We start from the raw sequence: 26,246 nt of genomic DNA, 5'->3' as shown, positions 1-26,246 counted from the left end.
CGGCAGAAGGGGGGAGGAGCATGTTTTCGTACCAGATCAACGAAGATACGCAGTTGAGATTGCTGGAATATCGTTATGATCAAGAGCTTTATGATTTAATAGACCATAATCGCGATAACTTGCGGGAATGGCTGTCGTGGGTCGATGGGATGCGCAGTGCGCAAGATACGAAATCGTTCATAGGCCGAACCAGGAAACAATGGGCTGACCATGAAGGCTTCACAGCAGGTATTTTTTATAAAGACGCCATCTGCGGAATCATCGGATTCAACAGTGTCAATTGGCGTCAAAAACATATATCCATCGGTTATTGGTTGGGCCAGCAATTCCAGGGAAAAGGAATTATAACCCAAGCTTGCGCGGCTCTTGTGGACCACGCATTTCAGGAAATGAACCTGCATCGGGTTGAAATCAGAACGGCTGTTGAAAACTTCAAGAGCCGTGCTGTGCCGGAAAGGCTTGGATTTAAAGAGGAAGGAATTGCTCGTCAATCCGCATGGCTGTACGATCAATTCATAGATCATGTGGTATATGGTATGCTGGCCGAAGAGTGGAAGGCACGACCCGTGAAATGAATGGCATCCTACCTATAAAGCCCTCCCAAGCAACTGCTTAAAAGCAGAGTTGCCATGGGAGGGCTTCTTTAGATGATCCACCTGACCATTTCAAAACATTCGGCATAAGCATAATTTACCTGTACGCCTCTCATTTTAGCTAGTCCGTATATAAAATCCTTATTAAAGTACGGTCTGTTTTCTTGCGTTTTATAGCATTGAAGCGCTTTGTATTTATGATCCATATGAACATCGTCGACTAAGGAATAGCACATATTTTTAAAGGAATACAGATTCCAGGGCAGCTCGTAAGCTAATATCGAATGATTCTTGAATGCCCGGATTCCTTCCATACTGACGACTTGATGATCCTGATGGACATCTTTGAGACAGGGAAGGATGATCAACTCGGGTTGGATTTGAGTTTTTGCTTTCACCATATCGTCCAAAATATGTTGTCTGTACTCGGAAAATCGTCTGACGGGATACTTCAAAACTTGAATGTTTTGTTCGTTGATCCCTAATACGGCTGTGGACTGAAACGCTTCCTTGCGCAGTTGATCTTTCGGGAATGGATAGGGCACGGATTCTTCCGCCGCGGAAAATGCCAAATAATGCACTTCTTTTCCCTCGTTAATCCATTTATTGACCGTTGCTCCACATCCCAGTTCTATATCATCGGTATGTGCTGAAAGAACCAGGATTTTATGAAATGCGTGCACCTGAATTCCCCCGATCCATCAATTTGATAAATATATAGGCAGATTAATAGACCATATTGGGATATGGAATTTTGGTATACAATCCCTTAATGAACATATAGATCCGAATATAGTCGACGATGTTTTCGCTATAGATGGTCTTCATGGTTTGATTCGGGAACTGATAGACGATGAAGGAATGCTTCATATAATCCTGATACTCCGGTAATCCCAAATTGAAATGATCCAGATGATGAGTGCCGTTATAGATAGGACCTTTTCCATAAATCATTTGAATTCCCGTATTGTAATAGCTGGCGGAATAGGATACGGCGTTCACCCATTGATAGTCATACATCGTGTTGCCGTAATAGTTCGTATGATAAGCTGCAACGTCAAAATTGAAGTCTTTCCAATTCGTCGTGCCATACGAGGCGTAGTAGGGCAGCCACAAACTAAGAAAGCCCTTGGTTCGGATATAGGCATTGGTCCGCTTCACTAGTTCGTCATCATATTCATTGATCGATTCCCGCTGCCACAAAAAACCGCGAAAATGCAATTTTTGCGATAAATAGGATTCTGCGTGCCACCGTGCGATAAACTGATCTATCCACCATGAAATGGCGGCAAATCGTCGTTCTGTCGTATCAAAGTAAAGCGCGCTGCCGTGCAATTCCCCGAAACCCTTATCATCTATAAACGGATACGGGATGGAGACCCAAACGTCCAAAGGTGAATCATCGGCTAAAGCATACAAGGCCTTCAGGTTTGTATCCGGAGCAAACAAGGATTCCGTCCATTGCTCCCAGTCCTGCCGGTTGGCTTGTTGACCGAAAGCGGCATGCAGCGGATGCATATAGCGCCCTTTTTCAACAGAATACCCTTTAAATACAAACCCGTTAAACATGCTGTCGACAGGTTGATCCCCTGCATGATATTTCACATAATACTTCAGATCGGAAACGGTCCACTTATAGATCGGATGTTCAAATATACCGCCGCATGGCAAAACGCAAATGTGATTTTGCACGCCCTGGGCTGCCGGATGATAATATCCATATACAGAGCCTTCCACTGCTATTCACGCACCCTTTCATACATAGAACCTCTTTTTCATTACAAGATATGCACATGCAATTTCATACGGAATACGGCAATGTCCCATTTTCAGCGAATGGAATAGCAAGTAATCGTTCGTCATCATAAAACAGTATAAGATCATTCTTATTAAAATCATGAAATTCCGGAGAGAAGGGTGAGCTCTATGAAAATACTCCATCTGCCTATTGAAATCGCGGGCCAAATGGGGAGTTTATGCGGGGCGTTAAAAAGCTACGGCCATGAAGCGATCGGGTTAAACTACTACCATACCGCATTAAATTATAAAGAAAATATTATACCGGCTGACGGGATGGAAATCGTTAACATTATGGGCGAGGCGTTAAGGCATTTCGACATCTTTCACTACCATCACTTATTAACGGCAATGACGGATTACCGGGACTTGGAGATGGTGGCCGCAGCAGGGAAACACGCCATTATGCATCACTGGGGAAGCGATGTTCGAACCGCAAAGGCACAGCTGCTGAACCCGTATTTGTCCGTGGGATTTGTGCCCGAGCAGGAGACCCATGAGAAGCTGATGACGGTCTCAAAATATATTTCCACGGCGATTGTACAGGATTATGAAGTGCTGCCGTTCGTCTCGGACTATTACCGTCAAGTTCATATCCTGCCGGTAGCGATCGATACTTCCAAATTCATTCCGGTCTTTCCTAACCCTCTTCAGAGTAATCCTCTTGTGATTCATGCGCCTTCCAACCCGAAAGTGAAAGGAACGGATGTGATAGAACGGACGATCGAAATGCTTCAGCGGGAAATTCCGTTCCGTTATCAACGTGTAGATAAAACCAGCCATGAGCAAGCTAAACAGTTGTACCGACAAGCGGACATTATTGTCGATCAAATTATAACCGGCTCTTATGGCTTGCTTTGTGTAGAATCGATGGCTTTCGGAAAGCCCGTCATCGCCTATGTGCGGGATGATCTGATGAGCCGGTATCCGACTCAACCCCCGATCTGCAATGCCAATCCGGATACGTTCTATGACGTGCTGAAATCTTTATTATTATCGCCGGAGACACGGTTTCAGAAGGGGGTAGAGTCGAGGAAATTCATAGAAGATTATCACGACAGCATGAAAGTCGGGGGCAGGTTATTAGAGATATACGGGCAGCATTCCTATTAAGATGAAATACGAGGTTTGAGAAACAAAAAGACTCCTTGGTATGATGTATGTGGGTCCCAGATGCTGGCCAGCGACCGGATCCAAAAACAAACCAAGGAGATTACATCATGAATTCTACCCAAAACGAGCGAATAACTCAAATCACTGCATCTACCTTAATTGTCGGTGTCGACATCGCAAAATTCAAACATGTGGCCCGAGCGCAAGACTACCGCGGAGTCGAGCTCGGGAGGCCAATTACGTTTGAGAATAACCGAGAAGGTTTTGAAATGTTCGTTAGATGGTTCCGGAAAATTGCGACGGAGCAAGGATTCAAGGACGCCATAGTTGGCATGGAACCCACCGGTCATTACTGGCTGAACCTCGCGTATTACCTGGGAGAACAACAAGTTTTATGCGGCGTAGTTAATCCGCTGCACGTGAAGAAAAGCAAAGAATTAGATGACAATTCGCCGACCAAGAACGACATTAAAGATGCCAAAGTCATTGCACAGCTTGTCAAAGATGGAAGATACGCCGTACCTAATCTTCTCCAAGGCAAATATGCCGAACTAAGGGAAGCGATGAAAATTCGCGATCATCTGTCGACCGACCTGCGAGTGGTGCAAGGCCGGGTTCATAATTGGTTGGATCGGTACTTTCCAGAGTTCCTCACGGTGTTTAAGGATTGGGAATGCAAGTCCGCACGCCAAATGCTGAGTCTTTGTTTGTTGCCGCATGAACTGGTTGCTCAGTCAGAGGAAGCCTTGCTAAGGCATCTTAGAGAGGTGGCTAAGCGAGGTCTCGGCATGGAACGTATGAGGTGTTTGAAAGTAGCTGCAAGTCGTTCTGTTGGCATACGAGAAGGTACAGAATTAGCAAAGCTCGAGCTTAAGCTGTTGTTAACACAGTACGAGTTGCTTGAAAGTAAGTTTGCAGAGCTTGAAGCAAAACTGGACGAGCTCCTGGAGCAAATCCCTCATGTGAAGCAATTAATGGCCATTAAAGGAATTGGTCGGGATAGCATAGCTGGTTTCCTCGCTGAAGTCGGCGATATCGAGCGTTACCGGCACCCTAAGCAAATCATTAAGCTGGCGGGCTTAAACCTAAAAGAAAACACCTCTGGCAAACACAGGGGACAGACGAAGATCACGAAGCGCGGTCGTAAGCGACTACGAGCGCTGCTATTTCGCGTCATGATGCCACTGGTGGCAAAGAATCGTGCCTTTAAGGTATTGCATCAGTACTATACAAAACGGCCAACTAATCCATTGAAAAAAATGCAGTCACTCATTGCGCTTTGCGGTAAGCTAATTCGAATTCTCTTTGGTGTCCTGAAAAAGGGGCATCGGTTTAGTGAAGAAAAGATGTTGCAGGATATCCCACGGTTCATGGAAGTGTCGTAGCAGCTTAGATTTCACGTTTTTTCATAGAAGACGAACGTAAATAACCACGTTACAGACAATTGAAGCACGGATGAGTCGGAACAAAACTAACATACGGACGAAGATCCTGTCGGGCAGCATATCCGACCTCCACCTCATGGACAGGTTGAATGAAGGAATGTGGGAGCGTAGACTCTGTGAGACATGGGAGGGTTGACCGCCATGAGGCTATGTGGAGATCCAAAGGTGCGACCATATATCTCCAGAATGTCCACTTTTTAAAACGAGTGGTCAGGGTGGATGTCTTTTTGCGCTTTCTTCGCCCCCATATTTTTCATCTTCTACAATCTTGTCCCATCTAATGGTTGTCTTGTACGAAAGAAAAACGTTCAAAATCTAAGGAAACAAGCGTATCTAAGAGGAAAACGATTCTCCATAGAGGGAGTTAACGAGCGGGTAAAAGGGGTTTTCTTGGAAGCCATTCCACAATAGTTATTTAATCAAACGCTTCCTTGCATAATTGCTTGGTTTTCGAGAAATTATAATCTTGTTCATCCAAAAACAACGATCTAGGAGGCTAACGTTTAAGATGCAGCTAATCCCTTATGAACCATTCCGGCATCTCGAAAACATGAGACGGGAGCTTGACCGTTTCTTCACAGGAGACTTGTCGACTTTTAAAACAGGATTCGGTCAAAATCTCGGCAGTTTAAGGGTTGATGTCCATGAAACCGAAAATGAAGTCGTGGCTACTTGCGATATACCGGGATTAGAAAAGAAAGAAGATGTGAATATCGATATTGACAACAACATCCTTACCATTACCGGGTCCATCAACAGAGCAAACGAAGTCAAAGAAGAAAATTTGCACAGGCAGGAGCGTTTTGTCGGCCGTTTTCAACGCTCCATCAGCTTGCCTTCAAGCGTATCTTCAGAAGGCGTTACAGCGACTTATAAGAATGGTGTACTTGAAATTCGTATGCCTAAAACCAAACCCGATACGAAGAAAAAAATTGATGTTAACTTTCATTAACCGGGCCGATTTTGTTCCAGGCAGCAAATGAGCATCGCTTAATCCAGAGAACATCATGACCAGTCAGGATTTTGTTGATTGGTCTTTTTGTGTGCATGTCGAAAGGGTGGCACGATCACAATGGCTGCTAGCGAGAATACGAACCGCAAGCCTCCTCCTATATGACAAATGTCATACCTTCTACTTGACGTTTATGACTACAGCGAACGGGCTGCATTTTCTATAATTGAAGATAGAAAACTGCGTCCGGTGTTCAACAACGTTCCCCGCGCGTCATATCGAGGAGGAAGCCCGCAATGCACCAAGCTAGCATAGCCCATCTGAAAAAGAACGTCGCTCCTTATGAGAAAACCGATACGAAAGCGAGTATCCGGCAGCTTGTCAACACCCTGGTTCCACTTGTGCTGCTCTGGTACGGCGCGTATCTTAGCCTGTCCGTTTCGTATTGGTTAACGCTGCCGATCGCGATCGTTGCGGCCGGGTTTGTGGTTCGGACGTTCATCATCTTTCACGACTGCTGTCATCAATCGTTCTTCAAGAACCGCCTGGCTAACGATATACTCGGCACCATTACGGGTGTCCTTACGCTTTGTCCGTATGAACAGTGGAAAAATGCTCATGCCATCCACCACGCGACGAGCAGCAACCTCGATAAACGGGGGATCGGCGATATATGGATTTTGACCGTGGACGAATATGCGGCTTCTTCATTGTGGCGGCGAATCGCTTACCGGATTTATCGGAATCCGCTCGTCATGTTCGGACTCGGACCGAGCTTTGTTTTTCTGCTGCAGTACCGGTTTAACCGCAAGGGAGCGAGACGCAGGGAGCGCATGGGCAATTATTTGACGAATGTACTCCTGGTCGCTTTGTATGCGCTGTTGATCTGGGCCGTCGGCTGGCAAGCATTCGTCATGGTTCAAGGGCCGATTTTCTTCGTATCCGGCTTGTTGGGCATCTGGCTGTTCTATGTCCAGCATCAGTTCGAGGATTCCTACTTTGAGAACGAAGAAGAATGGAGCTATGTGAAAGCCGCGGTGGAGGGGAGCTCTTATTACAAGCTTCCCACGGTTTTGCAATGGATCACGGGCAACATCGGATTTCATCACGTTCATCATTTAAGTCCGAAAGTACCGAACTATAACCTGGAGAAGGCGCATGAGGCTACGCCGCCCCTTCAAATGGCGACGACCATTACGCTCCGCACCAGCCTGAAGTCGCTTCGTTTCCATCTATGGGATGAGCGTAACAAAACGTTTGTCGGTTTCAGAGACATCAAACGGGTGCTCGGCAAGACCGATCCTGCAGTCCATTCCATAAAAAAACATAGCCCGAGTCTGCAAGGAAAGTAACTCTGCGCCAAACCTTTATGTTATGATACAAGTAACTTTATCGGCAAAGAACAAAGGATGGGCGACCATGCAGAAGTGGTATCAAATTTTTCACAAAAATACGGGTCTTAGTCCTTATGTGTGGGTCGTCTTTTACATCCTTCCGTTTTATTTCATATTCCGGTCATCCTCTACGTACGAAGTGGTGATCGGCTTCATCATGATTATCGTGTTCTTTGTTTGCTACGTGCTGTCCTTTGTTTCCAAAGGCTGGCTGGTGTACTTTTGGACAAGCGTGCAAATATTGATTTCCATCACGATGACCTTGCAGTTCGGCTATGTGTATTTCTCCCTCTTTTTGGCTTTTTTTATCGGCAATATACAAAATCGGATCGGATTTATTACGTTGTACTCCATTCATCTGGTTAGCACGCTGGCGACTATCAACTATGGGTTCGTATCGAAAAATCCTGTATTTATTACCCAGCTCCCGTTCGTCCTGCTCAGTCTGATTGCCGTGATCCTACTTCCCGTCACCACCTACGACCGGAACAAAAGGGATCAATTACAGGGACAGCTGGAGAATGCGAATAAGAAAATTTCCGAGCTGGTCAAGCTGGAAGAACGCCAACGCATCGCCCGCGATCTGCACGATACGTTAGGGCAGAAGCTCTCCTTAATTGGCTTAAAGAGCGATTTGGCGGGTAAATTAATAAATAAGAACCCGAACCAGGCCCAGATCGAAATCCAGGAAATCCGGCAGACGGCCAGAACCGCGTTGAAGGAAGTCCGGGAGATGGTTACCCAAATGCGCGGTACGAAGCTGGAGGATGAGATGTTTCGAATTGAGCAGATCTGTAGAGCCGCTCAAATTGAGTTCGTTTTGGAAGGGGACCCTAAGCTGACCGACACCTCCTTGATGACCGAGAATGTGCTCAGCATGTGCCTGAAGGAAGCTGTCACCAACGTGGTGAAGCACAGCGGCGCATCGATGTGCTCGATTGCCATCGAACCATCGCGAACCGAGTTGGTTATCCGGGTGAAGGACAATGGGATCGGCATAGCGGATGAATCCTTATGCGTCCGGGGGAACGGACTGCGGGGCATGAAAGAGCGGCTTGAATTTGTGAACGGAAGTTTGGAAATCAGTTCCGATCATGGAATGTTACTCGTGATGAAAGTGCCGAACGTCTTCAAACCAGCGGAGAAGGAGGCGGGGACATGATCCGAATTGTGATTGCCGAGGACCAGCGGATGCTGCTGGGCGCGCTGGCTTCCCTGCTTGATTTGGAAGAGGATATGAAGGTCGTAGGTCGAGCGAGCAACGGCGAGGAGGCCGTGAAGCTGGTTCACCTGCATAAGCCGGATATTTGCATCATGGACATTGAGATGCCGGGCAAGAGCGGGTTGGACGCGGCCGAGGAATTGAAGGGATCCGGCTGCAAGGTGATGATTCTCACCACGTTCGCCCGCTCCGGCTACTTCGAGAGGGCCGTCAAGGCAGGCGCCAACGGGTATTTACTGAAGGACAGCCCCAGCGAGGAGCTCGCTGACTCGATCCGCAGCATCATGGCCGGCAGGCGCATCTACGCCTCGGAGCTGGTGGATGAGGCTTATAGCGAAGAAAGTCCGTTGACCGAGCGGGAGAAGGAAGTGCTCGTCCTTATCGCCGACGGCAAGAATACGAAGGAAATCGCCAGCGAGCTGTACATTACAACCGGAACCGTCCGCAATTACATTTCCACTATTCTGGATAAGCTCGGGGTCAGTAACCGGATCGAAGCGATTATGCGGTTCAAGGAGAAGGGCTGGTTCAAGTAACAGGTTACCAGCCAGAGTCACGCCACCTGACGGCAGGATGGAACCGCACCTAGCAGAAATGAAAGCTCATGAAAGAGGCCCTACGAGTAGAATCGTGGGGTCTTTGTTTGTGTACGGAGAACACGAAACGGCCGGGCAAACCGGAAATTTGTTTAGAGTCGCCCGGGCATGGTATTATTACTAAATATGGAAGCGTATACAATATACGTTTATACAAGTGGCGATCCAATTCATGAGTCAAATCCGCCTTGCATCTGCTTTATCCCTGAACGGAACACCCATTCTACAGAACAATAAGGAGGCCCGGCATGACATCGATCCATCAATTGCTTATGCCCGGAAAGGTCTTATACGGGCGGGGAGCTTTCACCCAAGTAGGCGAGCAGGCAAGCCTCTTGGGCGTCAAAGCGTTCATTATCAGCGATCCGATCATGGCAAAGATCGGTAACGTCGATTTATGCATCGAGCATCTGAACCGGTATTCGTTTCCATACGCCACCTATTTGAATGTGGATGCAGAGCCGACCGATGTTCACGTGCAGGAAGCGCTGGAAATTTGCCGTCAGGAGCAATGCGACGTCATCATCGCTTTAGGCGGAGGAAGCTGTATCGATACTGCCAAGGCCGTGGCGGTATTCATGACCAACGAAGGCCATCTCAGCAAATACGTCGGCGGCAAAAACCGGTTCCGCACCAAACCGATCCCGCTCATTGCCGTGCCCACCACGGGGGGAACCGGATCTGAAGTCACCAAAGTCACAGTCATCATCGATACGGCGAACGATGTGAAAATGATGATTTCGGATCCGGCGCTGCTTCCTGCGATAGCCATTGTCGATCCATTATTATCTGTTTCCTGTCCCCCGGCCGTTACGGCGGCTACCGGAATCGATGCGCTGTGCCATGCTGTGGAAGCGTACCTTTCGCGCCGCTCGCAGCCTGTAACGGACCTGTATGCGCTGTCGGCGATAGAACTGATTATGAATCATTTGCATCAAGCTTTCATTCAGGGAGACGATGTGGAGGCGAGAGAAAAACTTGCGCTCGGCGCCATGCTGGCGGGAGCCGCTTTCTCGAATGCGTCGGTTACGCTGATCCACGGGATGTCGCGTCCGGTGGGCGCACTCTTTCATGTGCCGCACGGGTTATCGAATGCAATGCTGCTGCCGGCTGTGTTAGATTATACGAAAAGCAGCGCGGAGGAACGGCTTGCCCATATTGCGCAGACCATGAGGCTGGACACGACCGGTACCGCCATCCCGGAGCGCGCGGACATGACGATTGACGCCATCAAAAAATTGTGCCGTTCTCTGCGCATACCGAATATAAACCAGTGGGGGATCGAACGGGACAAATGGGCGAACGCTGTCCATAAAATGGCGTTCGATGCTCTCGACAGCGGCAGTCCCGCGAATAATCTGAAGATTCCGACCCACGAGGAGATCGTCCAGCTGTATAACACGGCTTACGACTACAAGTTTTGTTAGCTTTCTTTTTTATCTTGAAATTAACTCCGTTGTATGTTAAATTAAGAAAAGACAACGTATTCTTTATTTAGAAAGCGGTTTCATATATACAAAATGTTAATTCATATTCGGCTCTTTATCTGCTTTAGTAGCTTCAACTACTAACTCTCGCAGACAAAAAACAGCCTTTAAGAATCGAAAGATTCTTAAAGGCTGTTTTTTTATAAAAAAAGGAGTGAAAAAGATGTCAGTGAAACAGGATTTGCGTACTCACATAAAACTGTTGGATTCCAAAGAGAAGCTGCACCGTATCACAAAATCTGTCAATAAGGATACGGAATTGATGCCGCTAGTAAGATGGCAATTTCGGGGGTTGGAAGAAGAGCAGCGGCGCGGATTTTTATTCGAAAATGTGACGGATAGCCGTGGCCGTACTTTTTCCGGTTCGGTGGCGGTCGGTATTTATGCAAGGTCGGATTTCCACGGAATACATCGAGCCATCGATAATATCCATCCAAATGATTTGTTCATTGGTCGGATTATGATGAGAATGCCAAGTCCAATTCGGGGTTAATATCAAATCTCCCGACAAGACCTGGCTGAGTCCAGGCAATGGTCCAGTTGCCGAATCCGATCTGCTCCGTTCCATATCATCGGGCTGCCTTTTGTTTTAAGTGTAAAAAAGCGGAACTTGAATACAAAATTGATTTTGGCAACCGGAGCCCTAATCCGATGAACCAGGCTGCATCCATATCTAGCGGCTCGTTTCGCGTTGACGGTATGATCATTGCCCCCTGCAGCATGAAAACATTGGCGTCTATCCGTGTCGGTTTCGCCGAGGGACTTCTCGGCAGAGCAGCTGACGTCATATTAAAAGAACGCAAAAAACTCGTGTTACTCGTTCGCGAAACTCCGCTAAGCGACATACATCTGGAAAATATGCTGGCACTTTCGCGGATGGGCGCGGTTATCCTGCCGCCGATGCCCGCATTTTACAACAAACCGACGACATTAGATGACATGGTAAACCATATTGTGGCGCGGACATTGGACCAATTCGGCATCGATAATACGCTAACCAAACGTTGGCAGGACCCGGTAGAACGAAAACAGCCGTAATAAAGGGATAGGAAATGAATGTGTAATGAAGAGGAGGAACTTGAAGTGGAGGTCAAGGTTTTTATCGAATACAAAATCGTTTCAGAGAAAAGAGATACTTTTATGCAACTTCTGCCCGATTTGAAACGAAATACAGACGAGCATGGTGGACGGGAATACAAAATCTATGAGGGGACGGACCAGCCTAATCTGATCGTGGAGGAATTCCTCATCGCGGACATTGGACGCTATCAAATGATAAAAACAGAGCGCTTGAATCCCGATTCCCCATTCTGGAACAAACATCATGAACATATCGTAGGAGGGGCAAACAAGCTGCATATCTGGGCCTTCAAGACATTGAAATAGCTAACCATACAGAACAATACCGAATGAAAAAAAGCCCTAACATTACATATAGGAGGTGCCGCGGCACCTCTTTTTGCGTCTGGACAGTATCGTATAACAGGAGTCACAGGAAAATAAGGGATTTTCTTTTCCGATTCGAGCGAAAATTACAAAATACACTAAAAAAACCATGAGAAACGTTAATTGCCCCATGTTCATGGAACAGGCCGGCACAGGTAAAATTGAAGTGTAAAGAGGACAACGAGAGAAAGCCCCAAGCGGACATTTCTCAATATGTCTTTCAATATCTCAGAAGAAAAGAGGAGAAAAAATGGCTCAAAAGATTTTGGATCACAATGGAAACCCTGTCACACATGGCCGCGAAACCGTTAACGGAGTTCGTCTCCATTACTATACTGCTGGAGAAGGTGAGCCGGTTGTCCTTCTGCACGGTGTACCGAAAACCTCTTACTACTGGCGTAATGTATTGCCAAAGCTGTCTCATAAATATAAGGTAATCGTACCAGACCTTCGCGGTTTCGGCGATTCGGCTCGGACATTGACTGGTTACGATATGCCTAACATGGCGGAAGATATTGCTCAACTGATGACGGCTCTCGGACATGAGAAGTTCTTCCTTGTCGGTGAAGACTGGGGAGCAGCGGTGGGCATGGCGCTCGCCATGCAATATCAAGATCGGGTTAAGAAGTTCGTATACACTGAAATGCTTCTCCCTGGATTCGGGTTGGAAGATTGGTCGCACCTGACGGAAGAGAATGTGCGCACGAACCACTGGATTTGGCACATCAACTTCTACAATGTTCGTGATTTCCCGGAACTTCTGATCTCGGGTCGAGAAATGCTGTACTTCTCTCATTTCATCCGTCATGAGTGCTATGATCCTACTGCCGTTTCCGAAGAGGCCATTGCAGAGTATGTGCGCTGCTACGCTGCACCGGGCGGACTGCGGGCGATGTTCGAAGTATACCGCGCGACATTCCAAGATGCGGCCTTCTTCAAAACAGCACTCGACAACAAGTTGAAAATGCCGGTTCTCGCACTCGGAAGTACTTACTTCATTGGTGAAGAGAATACACGCGAGATGAAACTGGTTGCAGAGAACGTGGAGGAAGCAAGCCTGCCTTGGGGCCACCAATTGGCAGAGGAATGTCCGAACGAATTGAGCGAAATCCTGCTTAACTTTATCAGTAAATAATATCTTGACATCACGCCACATGAATGCAGTGGCGTGATGTTGTAAGTAAGGGTCTGATTCTATCGACGATCAAAGGGGGAACGGAATGTGAAATGGAATAAGCCGGTTCTTGTAGCCATTGTCGTTCTATTCATGTTCATGACGGCTTGCGGCAATAACAGCGGTACATCTTCCGGTAAAGCTGAGGGTACAGCGGAAGCTGACAAGAATGCTGCCGGGTCATCCGTGAAATCTGAAGCGGATGGCAGTACTCATGCAGGACTAAAGCAGCCGCCATGGTATAAGGAACCAACGGCTGATCAATTGGAAGCCGTCAAATTGGACAATCCTTCCGATGTGATTGTAAGCAGCGGTCCTAATGGTGAGAAAGCAACTCCTGCCAGCGAAATTATCATTACGGAAGAGCAAGCTGCCAAGATCAAGGAAGGCAAATTTACGGCAGCAATCGCTATGGGATTCCTCGGGGATGATTGGTCCGAGCAGCAGCTCGCCGGTTTGAAGTCGGAGTTCCGCAAGCTGGGTATTGAAGTCGTCGCTGAAACCAATGCAAATTTCAAGGATACGACGCAAATTTCCGATCTTCAAGCTATTGCCGGTAAGAAGCCGAACATTGTTGTAAGTATTCCGCTCAACGCTCAGACAACGGCAAGCGCATACAAAGCTCTGGCCAATGCAGGCACGAAGATCGTCTTTATGGACCAGCCGGCGGAAGGCATGCTGCCGGGCAAGGACTACGTTTCTGTGGTGTCCGCAGACAGCTTCGGTCTTGGCATGAACATTGCGGATGAATTAGCCAAAGCCGTAGGAGGCAAGGGTGAAGTTTCAGCGCTCTATTACGCTCCGAACTTCTATGTGACCAATCAGCGCTATCAAGGGTTCGTAGCTCGTCTGGCAGCCAAGTATCCTGACATTAAGCTGGTTGAGGTACAGGGCTTCCAGGATCCGAACCGTTCACAGGAAGTAGCGGCTGCCCTGCTGACGAAATATCCGAACTTGAAAGGGATGTATGCCAGCTGGGATGTACCGGCAATGGGGGCCGTAGCAGCAGCTCGCGTTGCAGGTAAGACGCCTGCGAACTTTAAGATTTCAAATGATAATCTTGGTAATGAAGTGGCGCTTGACATGGCGCAGAACGGCTTTATCGCCGGCATCGGCTCGCAGCGTCCGTTCGACCAAGGTGTCGCAGAAGCTAAATTGGCGGCACTGGCGATGATCGGCCAGCCGACGCCGGCTTATGTCGCGGTTAGTTCATTGGCCGTCAACCGGAAAAACCTTAAAGAGTCCTACAAGGTGATCTATCACAAGGATGCCCCGGCCGATATTCTTGAAGCATTGATGAAATAAGAGCGTAACGAAGGCATGGCAGGGGGGGGGACGTCTCTGCCGTGCCATCCATTTATACACGTAGGCGGTGAGACCATGACGATCCCACACATTCTTGAAATGGAGAACATCAATAAGTCGTTCAGTCGTGTGCCTGTACTGAAGAATGCACACTTTGAGCTGCGCAAAGGTGAAGTTCATGCCCTTATGGGAGGCAACGGTGCAGGGAAATCAACGTTGATGAAAATTCTTACCGGTGTGTACACCAAAGACTCCGGAACCATTTTATTAGAAGGCAGCAAGGTGGAGTTCAACAAGCCCAAGGATGCCGAACGAAGCGGTATCGCGATGATCTTCCAGGAATTCAGCCTAATCCCTACACTCACGGTTGCAGAAAATATCTTCTTGAAGCACGAACCCAGGAGAGGCTTGCCCTTCTCCATCGACGGCAAGGAGATGGTTAGAAGATCCAGGGAAATTCTGAACGATTTGGATGTCCAGATTGATCCTAACGCAACGGTTGATTCGCTGAGCGTTGGTTACTGGCAAATGGTCGAGATTGCCAAAGCCTTATCCAAAAATGCGCGAATTCTCGTGATGGATGAGCCTACGGCCTCCTTATCGGAAAGTGAAACCCGATCCCTGTTTCAATTGGTCAAACGCCTTAAACATGCAGGGATATCGATCGTCTACATTTCACATCGAATGGCGGAGATTTTTGAAATCTGTGATCGCATCACGGTAATGAAGGACGGACAGAACGTCTTAACGGAGGAATGCAGCCGGATCTCGATGGAGCAGGTTATTGTGTCCATGCTGGGCAAAGAGACAGCCTCTTTCGAGTGGCAGGAGAGGCAATACGAGCTTACTCCCGAACCCGTTGTGCAGGTGCGTAATCTGGCTTATGGGAGCAGAGTAAGGAATGTTAGCTTTGATCTTTACCCTGGGGAAATTGTAGGCCTGGCAGGTTTAATGGGCAGCGGAAGAACAGAAATTGCGGAAGCCATCTTCGGCATTCGCCAACCGGAAGCAGGAGAAATCCTCATCCGAGGAAAGAAAATCAAGAACGTTCGCGATGCAATAGGTCAAGGGGTTGCTCTAGTCCCGGAGAATAGGCGCAAACAAGGATTGATTCTCGATCATTCGGTTCGAAGCAATGTCATGCTGACGAACATCTATCAGTTATCAAAGCATCTGTTCGTGAATGATTATGCAGGCACGAATATGACGAACCATTACATTCAGAAGCTGAATATTAAAACAGACGGCCCTGATAAGATTGTAAAGCTGCTGTCTGGCGGAAATCAACAAAAAATCGTACTGGCTAAATGGCTGGCTAAAAATCCTACCTTGCTGATCCTGGATGAACCTACGATCGGCGTAGACATAGGAGCAAAATCAGAAATTGTTGAGATCGTCCGTGAGCTTGCCGACAGAGGAATATCCGTTCTTGTTATTTCTTCCGAACTGCAGGAGCTTCTGGCGTTAAGCGACAGAATTCTTGTTCTATATAACGGCGAAATCATGAAAGACATATATCGACGGGATATTGAGACCGAGGAGGTTCTTCATCATGCAATCCAAGGATATTAAAAGCAAGGAGCTCATTTCGATTTCTCGGTTAAGCTTTCCTTTCCATTGGAGGGATTACTTTGTTTATATCGCATTCGCAATTGTTTTGATCTTTTTCGCTTTTACGATTGCTGCGGACGGTTTTTTCCTGCCTTCCAATTTGTTTAATATCGTCCGGGCTACGACGATGATTTCCATTATGGCCATTGCCATGACCTTCGTCATCTCCGCGGGGGAGCTGGATTTATCCATCGGTTCGATAACGGCATTCTCCGCTCTGATTTCGGCCATGGCCATGAATGCCGGATATGGCATGGCAGGAGGAGTTATCGCGGGTCTGCTGGCTGGCCTGCTGATTGGCGCCACTAACGGCATACTTGTTACGAAAGTAGGCATTCCTTCCTTTCTTGTGACCCTGGGAATGATGCAGCTGCTGCGTGGTGTGGATATGTGGCTGACCAACACCAATCCGGTTGTGATCAAGAATGCCAACTTTAACTTCTTCTTCGGTTCCGGCAATTTGGGCTCCATACCCGTCTTACTGTTATGGTCTCTCGTGTTCTTAGGGGCGGGGCATTACATACTCAAGCACACCCCGTTCGGACGTGAGGTGCTGGCTACGGGGGGGAACCGGCTTGCTGCTGAATATTCGGGTGTCAATACGAAGCGAATCAAGTTTTATGCGTTCCTGCTTTCCGGTGGTGCTGCAGCGATCGCAGGAATGCTCTATGCCGGCATGATGCAAAGTGCGCGTTACAGCTTCGGGCAGGGCGATGAGCTCAGCGCGATTGCTGCGGTTATATTGGGAGGAACCAGCCTCTTCGGCGGTGCGGGTACAATCATAGGTACGATCATTGGTTCTCTGCTGATTGGGACCATTAATAACGGGCTCATTATTATGGGACTGAGCGTCAGCCAGCAGATGATTGTCAGCGGCGCGATTATTATTCTGGCGGTTGCGTTCGGTAAAAAACCTGCGTCCTAATCCCTAATGAAGGCGGGATCCGGGACTGCTAAAACATGCTGTACGGCCGTGCGTTCACTCTCCCGGGGTTATGAGGAAGGCTGGACGGATAGCAAGGGAAATAGGATGCAAGGAAAGAGCAGCACCCCTGGAACGGGAATCCGATCTAGGGGTTCATTCTTATTGGCTTCTCCAGTGCCTGATTATGAAATCCTAGCTTACCTCATCATGGGTTAACACGTGTTATAATAGACGATAGCAGCACACTCACCTGTACTTCTCGTATACCAGAGACTTCAATTGCAAGGGGTGATTACCAATGAAAGTCATTGTCGTTGAAGATGAACCGAACTCATTAATGGGGATGAGAAGAGCGGTCGAATCGATGGGGATGAATTTGTCCCTGTTTACTTCAAACCATGCCGAAGAGGCAATGGGAATCATTGCGGAGCACCGGCCGGACTTGATCGTTACAGATATTATGCTGCCGGGCATGACAGGCTTGGACCTTGTCGAGCATTTCGTTGGGAAACATTATCAACCTAAAATCATTGTTGTAAGCGGATACAACGATTTTGAATATGCACAAAGAAGCATTCGTGTTGGAGCCGCCGATTATTTGTTAAAGCCGTTCCATACGGAGGAGTTCGCAGAGAAAATCCGCAAGTTTCTACTCCTGATTCAGCAAGAAAAAGAACAGAATCACCATCTGCAGCAGCAGTATACCTTTGCCCAAATGGGAAATCGGTTGATGCGTGATAATTATTTGGCCGATTTCTGTTTAAAATATACGCCGCTTGAAGAGCATATTTACCAAAGGTTAAAGCTATGGAACCTGGCATGGCTGGCGGACCAACCCTATTCTATTATGGTGATGGAAACCAAAGGCTATCCGGACGGTAAGCCGATCGGGAGTAATTATGCGCTGCAAACCTTCGCTATCGGGAACATTTTGAATGAAGTATTGATGGACTACGCTGCTACTGTATTTTTCAAGGATTCCAAGCATCGTTGGGTTGTAATAACAGGGAACGACAAGGTTCAAGAGTTGATACATTCGATTATCCACAGTGTCAAAAGTTATCAGAAAATTGAATTGGCAATAGGGATCAGCGCAAAGATGGAGCTTTTCGAACATATCCATTCCGCTTACCAAGATGCACTGAAAGCATTCCGAATCCATTCCTTATCGGACCATTCGGAGTTCTTCTATGAGTCCAATCCATCTAAATCAAGCGGTTATGTGACGCCGGACCAGATGGCCTCCTTGTTGTGCGAGCAGAACGAGGAGGCGATTGCACGGGCTGTCAAACAATTCATCCGAGGCACCGTCATGCTGGAAGGAACGGAGAGCAAAGAGGATGTTACTCGCGGCGTCTTAAATTACCTTTCGCAAATTCATATCAGCCTGAGTGAGAGAACGGCCAAGGAATTGGAAGAAATTCCGATGAGAGTGTGGGAGATGCTCGACGAGTGCAGCACGATTCAAGAGTATCAGCAGGTTTTGCGTGACTACCTCACCAATCTAGGCCGACAGCTGTTCGCTCCCAGGATGAATGCGATTGTGGAACGTGCATTAGAGAAAATGGCTGCCGCTTATATGGAAGATATTACATTAGGTAAAGTCGCGGACGAGTTATCGATTCATCCCGTGTGGCTCAGTCAGGTGTTCAAGAAAGAAACCGGCCAGACCTTCACGGATTATCTTGCCGATCTCCGGATTAACCGCGCGAAGACGCTGCTAAGAGAGACAAGTATGAAAATCTATGAGATTGCCACGGCTGTTGGCTACAATGATTTGCAGTATTTCGGCACGCTGTTCAAAAAGAAAACAGGTGAAACTCCGAAAGAGTTCAGGTATGGCAAATGAGGAAGAGAACGAATTTTAACACGCTGTTCATTAAAATGCTTCTGATTATGTCTGTATCGATGTTAATCCCGATCGCCGTACTAGGCATGCTTTCTTTTGAGAAGTCTAAGCAGCAAATTGAATCCGTCACCTCCCAGTTTCTTCAGGATAATCTCGCATTAAATGCCAAGCTGGTTAGAAAAATAATGGTTAGTGTGGAAGAGGAGTCACGACGCTTAGCTGCATCCAAAGAAATTCAGGACTATCTGGAGACCTACCCCTTAGCTAATGAAGCGGATCAGGTTCCGTTCTCCGTGGTGGAAACGCGACTTCAAATCAAGCTAACCAGCGCTTACCGCATGGATGTATTGACTAAGAATTCGGAGTCTTATTCGCAGCTATATCCTCTCATTCAAGCAGCGGGAAAAAAGGGGGTATGGATTCATGAGTGGGATCGGGATATGTCCAGCCCGGTATTTATCTATATCGCCTTGATCAGGAACTCCGCCTATGATACCATCGGCATTCTAACGCTGGAGATTCCGGAGTATTTAGTCCGTGGGGGATTAGTCTTCCCATCTTCATTTAAGAACTATAAAGTCATGCTGGTGGATAGCGGAAATCATATCATCTCTAATACGGATACAAGCTTCTACAATAAGGAGTATTACTATGAAGAATATTTTCCGACGGAAAAATGGAAGAAGGGAGAAGTCGGGCTGAACAGGGATGGCTGGAAGCTCATTGCGGCTGTCCCAAGGGATGAGCTCACGGGAACCATTTACCAAATTAAAGATTTCACCTTCTGGATTGTGATGATCAGTATGATTGTTGTCACGCTGTTTCTTGTTATACTTGTACGCACCTTTACGATTCCCATTAAAAATTTGGTTCTGCATATGAATGAAGTGAAGAGAGGGCTGCTAAATCCTTTTGCTCTCTATCAAGAGAGACGAGATGAAATCGGCCAGCTTGTTCGCGGCTACAATCAGATGGTATCGGGTATGCTGGAATTGCTTCACAAGACGAAAGCCATGGAATCAGACAAAAGGCAATTGGAGCTGCAGACCTTAAATCATCAAATCAACCCCCATTTCTTTTACAATACGCTTGATGCGATTAAGTGGAGAGCCGAACACAGCAACGAGACGACGATTGCCGCGATGGTCACTAAATTAGCCAGTTTGCTGCGGTTCAGTCTGAACAATGGGGATGAATGGACGACCGTTGAGCGGGAAATTGAGCATGCCCGAAATTACCTTGACATTGAGCTTCTTCGCAGCAATCGTTCTTTCCAAGTGTTCAGCCAAATTGCACCGGATGTTCGCAAAAAAAAGATTATTAAATTAATTTTGCAGCCGATTATGGAGAATGCGGTGAAGCATGGCATCAGCAAGCATCCGGAAGGAAAAGGGAAGATTAAGCTGACCGCGAAACGGGATGGGAATGAAATTGTCTTCATCATTGAAGATAATGGGCCCGGCTATCATGGCGGGCCCTTGTTGAACTTGGGCAATCCTGCGGAGAGGGACGGAACTGGCGGAATCGGATTAGTGAATGTTCATAAACGGCTAGAGCTGCATTTTGGGCATAAGTTCGGATTATTGGTGCATCCGAATCCGAATACAGGATTTAGAGTCGAAATCCGGCATCCTATTATCGAAGATGGGCAGGATAGCAGAAGTGGTGAACATGGCGGGCTCTAAGATGATGATCAGATGGGTGATATCGATTGTACAAGCTATGCAAGAGCACAGTGTGCCACCGCTGGTCATAAAGGTCTAGCAGATGGATAAGCCCTTTACATGGAGAGACGGGCATGATAAGCTCGCTAGCCTCGCGATGCCTGTTTACCCGCATCGCCCTATCGCGAGGAATTCATGCCCGTAGAGGTTCCATGTCAAGGGCAGCACCAAAAGAAGGAATTGGAAAGTTTTTTGGTTGGGGAAAAGAACCCGCTTACTTTTAGTCAAATGACCGCAGGAGTCTGTTCGTTGCTAGTTAGATATTGATTTTTTTAAAAAAACTACTATAATGAACTTAAAAATAAATAAACGATGAACTAATATTTATGGACATTTATGGTTATGTCTATAATTAGCGCTAATCATCACAAACTCTAAAATGGGGGGCGGAAGGATGTATGACTACAAATTCATTAATGCCAGAATTGTCGACGGCACCGGAAATCCTTGGTTCAGAGGGGAGATTGGCGTTAAAGACGGTAAAATTGTAAGCGTATCCAAAAATCTTGAAGGGGAGTCGCTTCATGTTATCGATGCAGAGCATCAGATCGTTTGTCCAGGTTTTATAGATGTTCATACGCATGATGATCTTGCAGTCATATCCAATCCTGATCATGAACCAAAGCTTTTTCAAGGTGTTACCTCAGAAGTATTAGCAAATTGCGGTTTTGGTTGTGCGCCTGTAAATAAGCTTACACGTAAACAATTGTTGCAATATATCTCACCAGTATTAGGGACTTATTCCCCCGAATGGGGCTGGAAAAGCTTCAAGGAATATGTAAGCGTTTTATCTGAGCGGTCAACTTCGATGAACTTGGTATCGCAGGTTGCTCATGGGGCGGTTCGCATTGCAGTAATGGGTTTTGAAAGCCGCCCTGCGACAAGCCAAGAGATCGAAGAGATGAAAGCTTTAGTGGAAGAGGCCATGCAAGCGGGCGCAATCGGATTATCTTTAGGCTTGCTGTATGCACCTGGTTGTTATGCGGATCGTGCGGAGCTCATTGCTTTGTCAAAGGTGGCTGCTCGATATGGAGGTATTCTCAACTGCCACATGCGGGCAGAAGGAGACAGCTTATTGGAGTCCATGAACGAAGTTTTCGATATTGCCGAAGCGGCGGAAATTCCGCTTCATATCAGTCATTTGAAGCTCATCGGAGTCAACAATTGGGGGAAAATTCATCATGCGCTTGAATGGATCGAATCTAAAAAGGCTCAAGGACTTGATGTAACTTGCGATATTTACACGTATACCGCAGGCAGCAGCACGTTGATGTCGGTCCTTCCGTCCTGGGTTTCCGAAGGTGGAGTGGAGAAAGCTCTCATGCGGCTATCCAACCCGAAACAGCGGGCCAAAATCAAAAATGACATGGGTAGGAGCGTTAAAGGCTGGGATAATTTTGTGGAGATGCTCGGTTGGGATCGAGTGGTCGTCTCGGCCGTAAACGGAGAGGCCAATACCAATAAAGCGATTGAAGGCATGAATTTTTTGGAAATTGCCGAACATCGCAAACAGGAGCCGGTTGAATGTTTAATGGATTTGTTACTGGAGGAGCAAGGCTGCGTTACAATGATTTTACATCAAATGTCAGAAGAAGATGTAAAAGCGGTTCTCCGTTCGGATTATTCCATGATTGGTTCGGATGGGCTGCCGCTGTCTTCGGAAAAAATTCATCCCCGCCATTTTGGTACTTTTCCCAGATTGCTCAGTAAGTATGTGCGTGATGAGAAAGTGATGCCGCTTCAACAGGCCATCCGGAAAATGACATCCTTCTCAGCGCAAAGGTTTGGGTTTAAACGGCGAGGGATTGTGCAGGAAGGTTATTTTGCTGATCTGGTGGTTTTCAACGAACAGGAAATCAGGGATCGCGCGACGTTTGAGAAACCGAGACAGTACCCCGATGGGATTAAGTACGTGATGGTTAATGGTCGGCTTGTCGCCCGTCACAACCATAAGACTGCGGAACGGCCCGGTGTATTTGTTCCGTTGCAGTATAAGTGTTGTTGAGTCGTTCATCGAATGCGGACTTTGGGTTTGAGAGGAGGTGCGCTTAACCGACCGATTTGTATAACAGGGGAGATAGTGAAGATGTTAAAGATGGGCATTATTTCGCACGAAAATTTTAAAGGAAAGATTTTAAAGGCTGTAAACGAGGTAGCATCGCTGGATTTGGAGTTTTACCTTAGATGGTATGTTCACGAAAGCCAATCCGTCGAACTGACACTTGAACTTAATCATCAGGTAGATGTGATTCTTTATGGTGGACCTGTACCTTATTATCTGGCCAATAAGGCTGCGGCCATCATGGTTCCGGCAGATTTTGTATCCCATGATGAAGTATCGCTCATGAAAGCGTTGTTTGAACTGCAGAAAATGGGAGTTGATTTGGAAAGAGTCAGTATCGATACGATTCCTGAAAGCACTCTTCGTAATGTATGCGAAGAATTGCAGCTTCCGTTTGAGCGGCTTAAAATTAAACCTCTGACTGAACTGAAAGTGAGTGATGATTATACGACGTTCCATATGGAACTTTATAACAACGGAACAACGGCATTCGCTTTGACCTGCCGTTCGATCGTATATGATCATTTGGTGAGCAAGCAAATACCGTGTTATAACATGATTGCAACGAAAACATCAATCATCAACGCTATAAATCAATTGAATGCCGCATACGAACGCTCGAAGTATCAAGGCTCACAAATTGCAATTGGGCTAATCAAAGTCAAGTCCCCTACCCTGGTAAAGGAATCGATCATTCATTCTCGCAGATATCAAATTGAGATTCATCAGCATTTGCTGAACTATGCGGAGAAGCTTAAGGCGGGGCTGACGGAATTAAATGAAGGATTGTATTTGTTCTATACCACTTACGGTGTTTTGAAACAAGTGACGAACGGCTTCAAAGAGGTCCCGGATCTAACGGCACTTAAAGATTTAAACATTGTGCTGAGTATCGGAATTGGCACGGGCAATACTTCTTCTATTGCTGAAGAAGGTGCAAGAAAAGCTTTATTAAAGGCGGAAAAATCCGGAGACGGTCATGCATTCATCATTCTGGACAATCAAGAACTTCTTGGACCATTAGGGGGGCACACCAGCAGAATTATTGTGAGAACGATAAGCACACAGCTACAGACGATGGCCAAAGAAAGCGGAATTAATGTTCCGACCATGGCGAAGCTATTCCACTTGTTTAAAAATGAACGCCGCTATCATTTTACTGCCGAAGAGCTTTCCAACGAACTGGGACTTTCCCAACGAAGCGCAAGACGGATCTTGACTCATCTCCATAAGGAAGGATTCGCAGAACCGATCGGAGAGGAAATCAGCTCGGGTCAAGGCAGACCACGAAGGATTTACCGGATTAATTTTGCATCACTGGATGTAACGGAAGAACGGATAGATTAAAAGGTGGTGAGTGTAATGGCAAATGTACCTGCCTTGGAGAAACATCCTAATAAACCCAATTTTACAGCTGACGACGATTCGTTTGAATATCAGAGAGACAAATTTGGGATGATATATCATTTATTCCGAAGAAAAACGGTTTTGATCGGTTTGGGGCTTGTTGTATTTGTCATTTGTTTGGCTGTATTTTCTTCACTTTTGACGAGTTATGACCCTAATGGAGTCAAAGTGGAAGAACGTTTAATGTCACCCAGCATGCAGCATATTTTCGGCACAGACGACTTCGGTCGCGATGTGTACAGCAGGGTCATTCATGGCGGTAAAACATCATTGATTATTGGAGCGACCGTCATGTTGCTGGCAGTCGGGGCAGGATCGCTAATCGGATTGTTTTCTGGCTTTTATAAAACGCTCGATCATGTATTGATGCGAATCATGGATGGATTGATGTCGTTTCCCGGCCTGGTGCTCGCCATTGCCATGATGGGAGTGCTGGGCGGAAGTTTAACGACCGTGATCATCGCATTAAGCATCGTTTATATGCCGCGAGTAGCGCGGGTCGTGCGCGGTTCGGTTCTCGTCGTTAGGGAATATCCGTTTATCGAGGCGGAGCGGGCGCTTGGAGCAAGTAAAATATATATATTATTCACTCATATTTTACCCAACTGCCTGTCTTCTATCATTATTCAAGCTACATTTATTTTTTCCTATGCGGTGTTGGGTGAGGCTGCTCTAAGCTTTCTTGGAGTGGGTGTTCCTCCGACAACGCCCAGTTGGGGAAATATTCTCAGCGATTCGCGAGTTTATATCGTGCAGGCTTGGTGGATCGCCGTATTCCCGGGAGCGGCCATTATGTTAACGGTGTTAGGTTTGAATATGTTCGGCGACGGTTTGAGGGATATGCTGGATCCAAAGCTGCGGAAGGTATAACAACGGTGTTGGAGGTGAGAAGAGGTGAATTTACGATGCGTCGAATGCGGAAAAGTCTTGCCGCCGGAAATGTTATACGAATGCGATGATTGTGGAGGGATTCTCGAGGTTATCCATCCCAATGGCGTGGAAACAGATGGTGCTTTACAGACAAGCATGTGGCGCTATAGCAAGAAATTGCCGGTCCGCAGTCCGGATCATATCGTTTCGCTGTATGAAGGAATGACTCCGATGCATCGTGCCTTGCGCATGGAGCAGTCGCTATCAGGCTTTAGAGGCATTGTGTATATAAAGGATGAAACAACCAATCCGACGGGATCATTTAAGGATCGGTTGGTCAGTGTTGCGATCAGTCGGGCACAAGAATTAGGTTGCAACGGAATCATCTGCGCCTCAAGCGGGAACGCCGGAGCTTCTGCAGCCGCATATGCCGCAAAAGTTGGTTTAAAAGCGATTATCGTCGCTCCGAGTCATACGCCCATTGAGAAATTAACCCAAATTTCCGGGTATGGCGCAACGGTTGTGCTTATTGATGGACACTACAGTCATTCGTATCGTTTTGCTGAACGGTTGGCTAAGGAGTTTAATTATGTCAATGTGACGACAACTTATTTGAATCCGTACGGAACGGATGGGCTAAAAACGGTTGGTTATGAGCTGTATGAACAGACGGGAGGAGAAATTCCTGATTACGTGTTTGTTCCAGTGGGTTCCGGCCCTTTAGTGAAAGGGGTTTATCAAGGCTTCCAAGAAGCTTTGCGCGAATCGGGTGATGCGCGCAAAGGGATTCCGAAGATCATCGCCGTACAAGCGGCTGGCTGCTCCCCAATCGTGAAAGCGTTTTATTCGGGCGACATGGAGGTGACAGCTTGGGATCAACCGGCAACAATCGCATCCGGGATCTCTGATCCGCTGATCGGTTATGAGAAGGACGGCACTTATACGCTAAGGCTGATAAGAGAATCCGGTGGGGGAGCGGTTTCCGTTACGGATCATGAAATCCGGAATGCAATGAGAATATTGGCCCAATCGGAAGGCGTGCTTGCCGAACCGACCGGAGCCTGTTCCCTTGCAGGATTCATCAAAATGCAGCAAAACCATCGCATTTCGCAGGACAGTAAAGTAGTATGTATGGTCACCGGCCACGGATATAAAGATTTCAAGGTGTACCGGGAAATGTCACCTGTTGTTCATCAGCTCAAAAGTCCGGATGATACGGAGTCAATTCGTCAATTATTATGTTTGAGCCCTGAGTGAAAGGAGTGCCGAGCCGC

General features: G+C 47.1%; 22 protein-coding genes and 1 pseudogene. 21 read left to right on the top strand and 2 right to left on the bottom strand.

Features of this window, described 5'->3' with window-relative positions; translation table 11 throughout:
* The first annotated feature begins 20 nt into the window (after window positions 1-20).
* The gene (locus ACZ439_RS09145; protein ID WP_054800430.1) at window positions 21-575 is read left to right on the top strand and encodes a GNAT family N-acetyltransferase; all 555 of its coding nucleotides are present in this window, start codon (window positions 21-23) and stop codon (window positions 573-575) included.
* Between the two features lie 68 nt (window positions 576-643).
* On the opposite strand, the gene ACZ439_RS09140 is transcribed toward ACZ439_RS09145, so the two are convergent.
* Window positions 644-1,276, bottom strand: coding sequence for a PIG-L deacetylase family protein (locus tag ACZ439_RS09140; protein ID WP_054798572.1), 633 nt, complete (start codon window positions 1,274-1,276; stop codon window positions 644-646).
* Window positions 1,277-1,319: 43 nt separating this feature from the next.
* Window positions 1,320-2,330, bottom strand: a complete 1,011-nt coding sequence (locus ACZ439_RS09135; RefSeq protein ID WP_464620912.1) for a DUF4855 domain-containing protein — start codon at window positions 2,328-2,330, stop codon at window positions 1,320-1,322.
* A gap of 189 nt (window positions 2,331-2,519) precedes the next feature.
* On the opposite strand from ACZ439_RS09135, the gene ACZ439_RS09130 reads away from it, so the two are divergent.
* The 20 genes and pseudogenes from ACZ439_RS09130 (at window position 2,520) to thrC (ending at window position 26,229) form a co-directional block, all read left to right on the top strand.
* Window positions 2,520-3,503, top strand: coding sequence for a glycosyltransferase family protein (locus ACZ439_RS09130; RefSeq protein WP_464620911.1), 984 nt, complete (start codon window positions 2,520-2,522; stop codon window positions 3,501-3,503).
* Between the two features lie 107 nt (window positions 3,504-3,610).
* The gene (locus ACZ439_RS09125) at window positions 3,611-4,888 is read left to right on the top strand and encodes an IS110 family RNA-guided transposase (RefSeq protein ID WP_464620910.1); all 1,278 of its coding nucleotides are present in this window, start codon (window positions 3,611-3,613) and stop codon (window positions 4,886-4,888) included.
* 568 nt (window positions 4,889-5,456) lie between these two features.
* Window positions 5,457-5,900: an Hsp20/alpha crystallin family protein gene (locus tag ACZ439_RS09120; RefSeq protein WP_127609287.1), complete on the top strand. Its 444-nt coding sequence runs from the start codon at window positions 5,457-5,459 to the stop codon at window positions 5,898-5,900.
* Window positions 5,901-6,196: 296 nt separating this feature from the next.
* Complete coding sequence (gene desA, locus ACZ439_RS09115) at window positions 6,197-7,252, top strand: Delta(5) desaturase DesA (RefSeq protein WP_127609289.1); 1,056 nt, start codon at window positions 6,197-6,199, stop codon at window positions 7,250-7,252.
* 67 nt (window positions 7,253-7,319) lie between these two features.
* A complete protein-coding gene (locus tag ACZ439_RS09110) occupies window positions 7,320-8,456 on the top strand; it encodes a sensor histidine kinase (RefSeq protein WP_127609291.1) in 1,137 nt (378 codons plus the stop codon).
* Window positions 8,453-9,052 carry a response regulator transcription factor gene (locus ACZ439_RS09105; protein ID WP_054797828.1) on the top strand — a complete coding sequence of 200 codons (600 nt, stop codon included), beginning with the start codon at window positions 8,453-8,455 and terminating at the stop codon, window positions 9,050-9,052. Before ACZ439_RS09110 ends, ACZ439_RS09105 begins: the two co-directional genes overlap by 4 nt.
* A gap of 308 nt (window positions 9,053-9,360) precedes the next feature.
* On the top strand, window positions 9,361-10,539 hold the full coding sequence (locus ACZ439_RS09100; RefSeq protein ID WP_127609294.1) for an iron-containing alcohol dehydrogenase: 1,179 nt from the start codon (window positions 9,361-9,363) through the stop codon (window positions 10,537-10,539).
* Between the two features lie 223 nt (window positions 10,540-10,762).
* On the top strand, window positions 10,763-11,092 hold the full coding sequence (locus ACZ439_RS09095; protein WP_054797827.1) for a hypothetical protein: 330 nt from the start codon (window positions 10,763-10,765) through the stop codon (window positions 11,090-11,092).
* A 161-nt stretch (window positions 11,093-11,253) separates the two neighbouring features.
* Window positions 11,254-11,637 (top strand): annotated as a pseudogene (locus ACZ439_RS09090) (UbiX family flavin prenyltransferase); the annotation flags it as partial.
* Window positions 11,638-11,682: 45 nt separating this feature from the next.
* Window positions 11,683-11,985, top strand: a complete 303-nt coding sequence (locus ACZ439_RS09085) for an MFS transporter (protein ID WP_054800118.1) — start codon at window positions 11,683-11,685, stop codon at window positions 11,983-11,985.
* 310 nt (window positions 11,986-12,295) lie between these two features.
* A complete protein-coding gene (locus ACZ439_RS09080; protein WP_054797830.1) occupies window positions 12,296-13,180 on the top strand; it encodes an alpha/beta fold hydrolase in 885 nt (294 codons plus the stop codon).
* A gap of 87 nt (window positions 13,181-13,267) precedes the next feature.
* On the top strand, window positions 13,268-14,524 hold the full coding sequence (locus tag ACZ439_RS09075; protein WP_141335920.1) for a substrate-binding domain-containing protein: 1,257 nt from the start codon (window positions 13,268-13,270) through the stop codon (window positions 14,522-14,524).
* 75 nt (window positions 14,525-14,599) lie between these two features.
* Complete coding sequence (locus ACZ439_RS09070) at window positions 14,600-16,096, top strand: sugar ABC transporter ATP-binding protein (protein WP_127609300.1); 1,497 nt, start codon at window positions 14,600-14,602, stop codon at window positions 16,094-16,096.
* A complete protein-coding gene (locus tag ACZ439_RS09065; RefSeq protein ID WP_127609302.1) occupies window positions 16,077-17,060 on the top strand; it encodes an ABC transporter permease in 984 nt (327 codons plus the stop codon). Before ACZ439_RS09070 ends, ACZ439_RS09065 begins: the two co-directional genes overlap by 20 nt.
* 298 nt (window positions 17,061-17,358) lie before the next feature.
* Window positions 17,359-18,909, top strand: coding sequence for a response regulator (locus ACZ439_RS09060; protein WP_054797823.1), 1,551 nt, complete (start codon window positions 17,359-17,361; stop codon window positions 18,907-18,909).
* Window positions 18,906-20,594, top strand: coding sequence for a sensor histidine kinase (locus ACZ439_RS09055; RefSeq protein WP_127609306.1), 1,689 nt, complete (start codon window positions 18,906-18,908; stop codon window positions 20,592-20,594). The genes ACZ439_RS09060 and ACZ439_RS09055 overlap by 4 nt, the downstream gene beginning before the upstream one ends.
* A gap of 433 nt (window positions 20,595-21,027) precedes the next feature.
* Window positions 21,028-22,638: an N-acyl-D-amino-acid deacylase family protein gene (locus tag ACZ439_RS09050; protein WP_464620909.1), complete on the top strand. Its 1,611-nt coding sequence runs from the start codon at window positions 21,028-21,030 to the stop codon at window positions 22,636-22,638.
* A gap of 81 nt (window positions 22,639-22,719) precedes the next feature.
* Window positions 22,720-24,042: a helix-turn-helix domain-containing protein gene (locus ACZ439_RS09045; RefSeq protein WP_054797816.1), complete on the top strand. Its 1,323-nt coding sequence runs from the start codon at window positions 22,720-22,722 to the stop codon at window positions 24,040-24,042.
* 15 nt (window positions 24,043-24,057) lie between these two features.
* A complete protein-coding gene (locus ACZ439_RS09040) occupies window positions 24,058-24,972 on the top strand; it encodes an ABC transporter permease (RefSeq protein ID WP_201319335.1) in 915 nt (304 codons plus the stop codon).
* A 24-nt stretch (window positions 24,973-24,996) separates the two neighbouring features.
* On the top strand, window positions 24,997-26,229 hold the full coding sequence (thrC, locus tag ACZ439_RS09035; protein ID WP_054797815.1) for a threonine synthase: 1,233 nt from the start codon (window positions 24,997-24,999) through the stop codon (window positions 26,227-26,229).
* The last annotated feature ends 17 nt before the right edge of the window (window positions 26,230-26,246 follow it).

The organism is Paenibacillus sp. JCM 9796 (assembly GCF_055379675.1).
Note: the sequence above shows the minus strand (reverse complement) of the source record. Positions and strands in the feature narration are given on the sequence as shown.

Excerpts from the sequence above, each read along its gene's own strand:
- ACZ439_RS09070 (WP_127609300.1), top strand. The coding sequence starts at position 14,600 with ATGACGATCCCACACATTCTTGAAATGGAGAACATCAATAAGTCGTTC.
- ACZ439_RS09145 (WP_054800430.1), top strand. The coding sequence starts at position 21 with ATGTTTTCGTACCAGATCAACGAAGATACGCAGTTGAGATTGCTGGAA.
- ACZ439_RS09100 (WP_127609294.1), top strand. The coding sequence starts at position 9,361 with ATGACATCGATCCATCAATTGCTTATGCCCGGAAAGGTCTTATACGGG.
- ACZ439_RS09050 (WP_464620909.1), top strand. The coding sequence starts at position 21,028 with ATGTATGACTACAAATTCATTAATGCCAGAATTGTCGACGGCACCGGA.
- ACZ439_RS09105 (WP_054797828.1), top strand. The coding sequence starts at position 8,453 with ATGATCCGAATTGTGATTGCCGAGGACCAGCGGATGCTGCTGGGCGCG.
- ACZ439_RS09055 (WP_127609306.1), top strand. The coding sequence starts at position 18,906 with ATGAGGAAGAGAACGAATTTTAACACGCTGTTCATTAAAATGCTTCTG.
- ACZ439_RS09065 (WP_127609302.1), top strand. The coding sequence starts at position 16,077 with ATGCAATCCAAGGATATTAAAAGCAAGGAGCTCATTTCGATTTCTCGG.
- ACZ439_RS09130 (WP_464620911.1), top strand. The coding sequence starts at position 2,520 with ATGAAAATACTCCATCTGCCTATTGAAATCGCGGGCCAAATGGGGAGT.
- ACZ439_RS09120 (WP_127609287.1), top strand. The coding sequence starts at position 5,457 with ATGCAGCTAATCCCTTATGAACCATTCCGGCATCTCGAAAACATGAGA.
- desA (WP_127609289.1), top strand. The coding sequence starts at position 6,197 with ATGCACCAAGCTAGCATAGCCCATCTGAAAAAGAACGTCGCTCCTTAT.
- ACZ439_RS09045 (WP_054797816.1), top strand. The coding sequence starts at position 22,720 with ATGTTAAAGATGGGCATTATTTCGCACGAAAATTTTAAAGGAAAGATT.
- ACZ439_RS09125 (WP_464620910.1), top strand. The coding sequence starts at position 3,611 with ATGAATTCTACCCAAAACGAGCGAATAACTCAAATCACTGCATCTACC.
- ACZ439_RS09060 (WP_054797823.1), top strand. The coding sequence starts at position 17,359 with ATGAAAGTCATTGTCGTTGAAGATGAACCGAACTCATTAATGGGGATG.
- ACZ439_RS09040 (WP_201319335.1), top strand. The coding sequence starts at position 24,058 with ATGGCAAATGTACCTGCCTTGGAGAAACATCCTAATAAACCCAATTTT.
- ACZ439_RS09095 (WP_054797827.1), top strand. The coding sequence starts at position 10,763 with ATGTCAGTGAAACAGGATTTGCGTACTCACATAAAACTGTTGGATTCC.
- ACZ439_RS09080 (WP_054797830.1), top strand. The coding sequence starts at position 12,296 with ATGGCTCAAAAGATTTTGGATCACAATGGAAACCCTGTCACACATGGC.
- ACZ439_RS09110 (WP_127609291.1), top strand. The coding sequence starts at position 7,320 with ATGCAGAAGTGGTATCAAATTTTTCACAAAAATACGGGTCTTAGTCCT.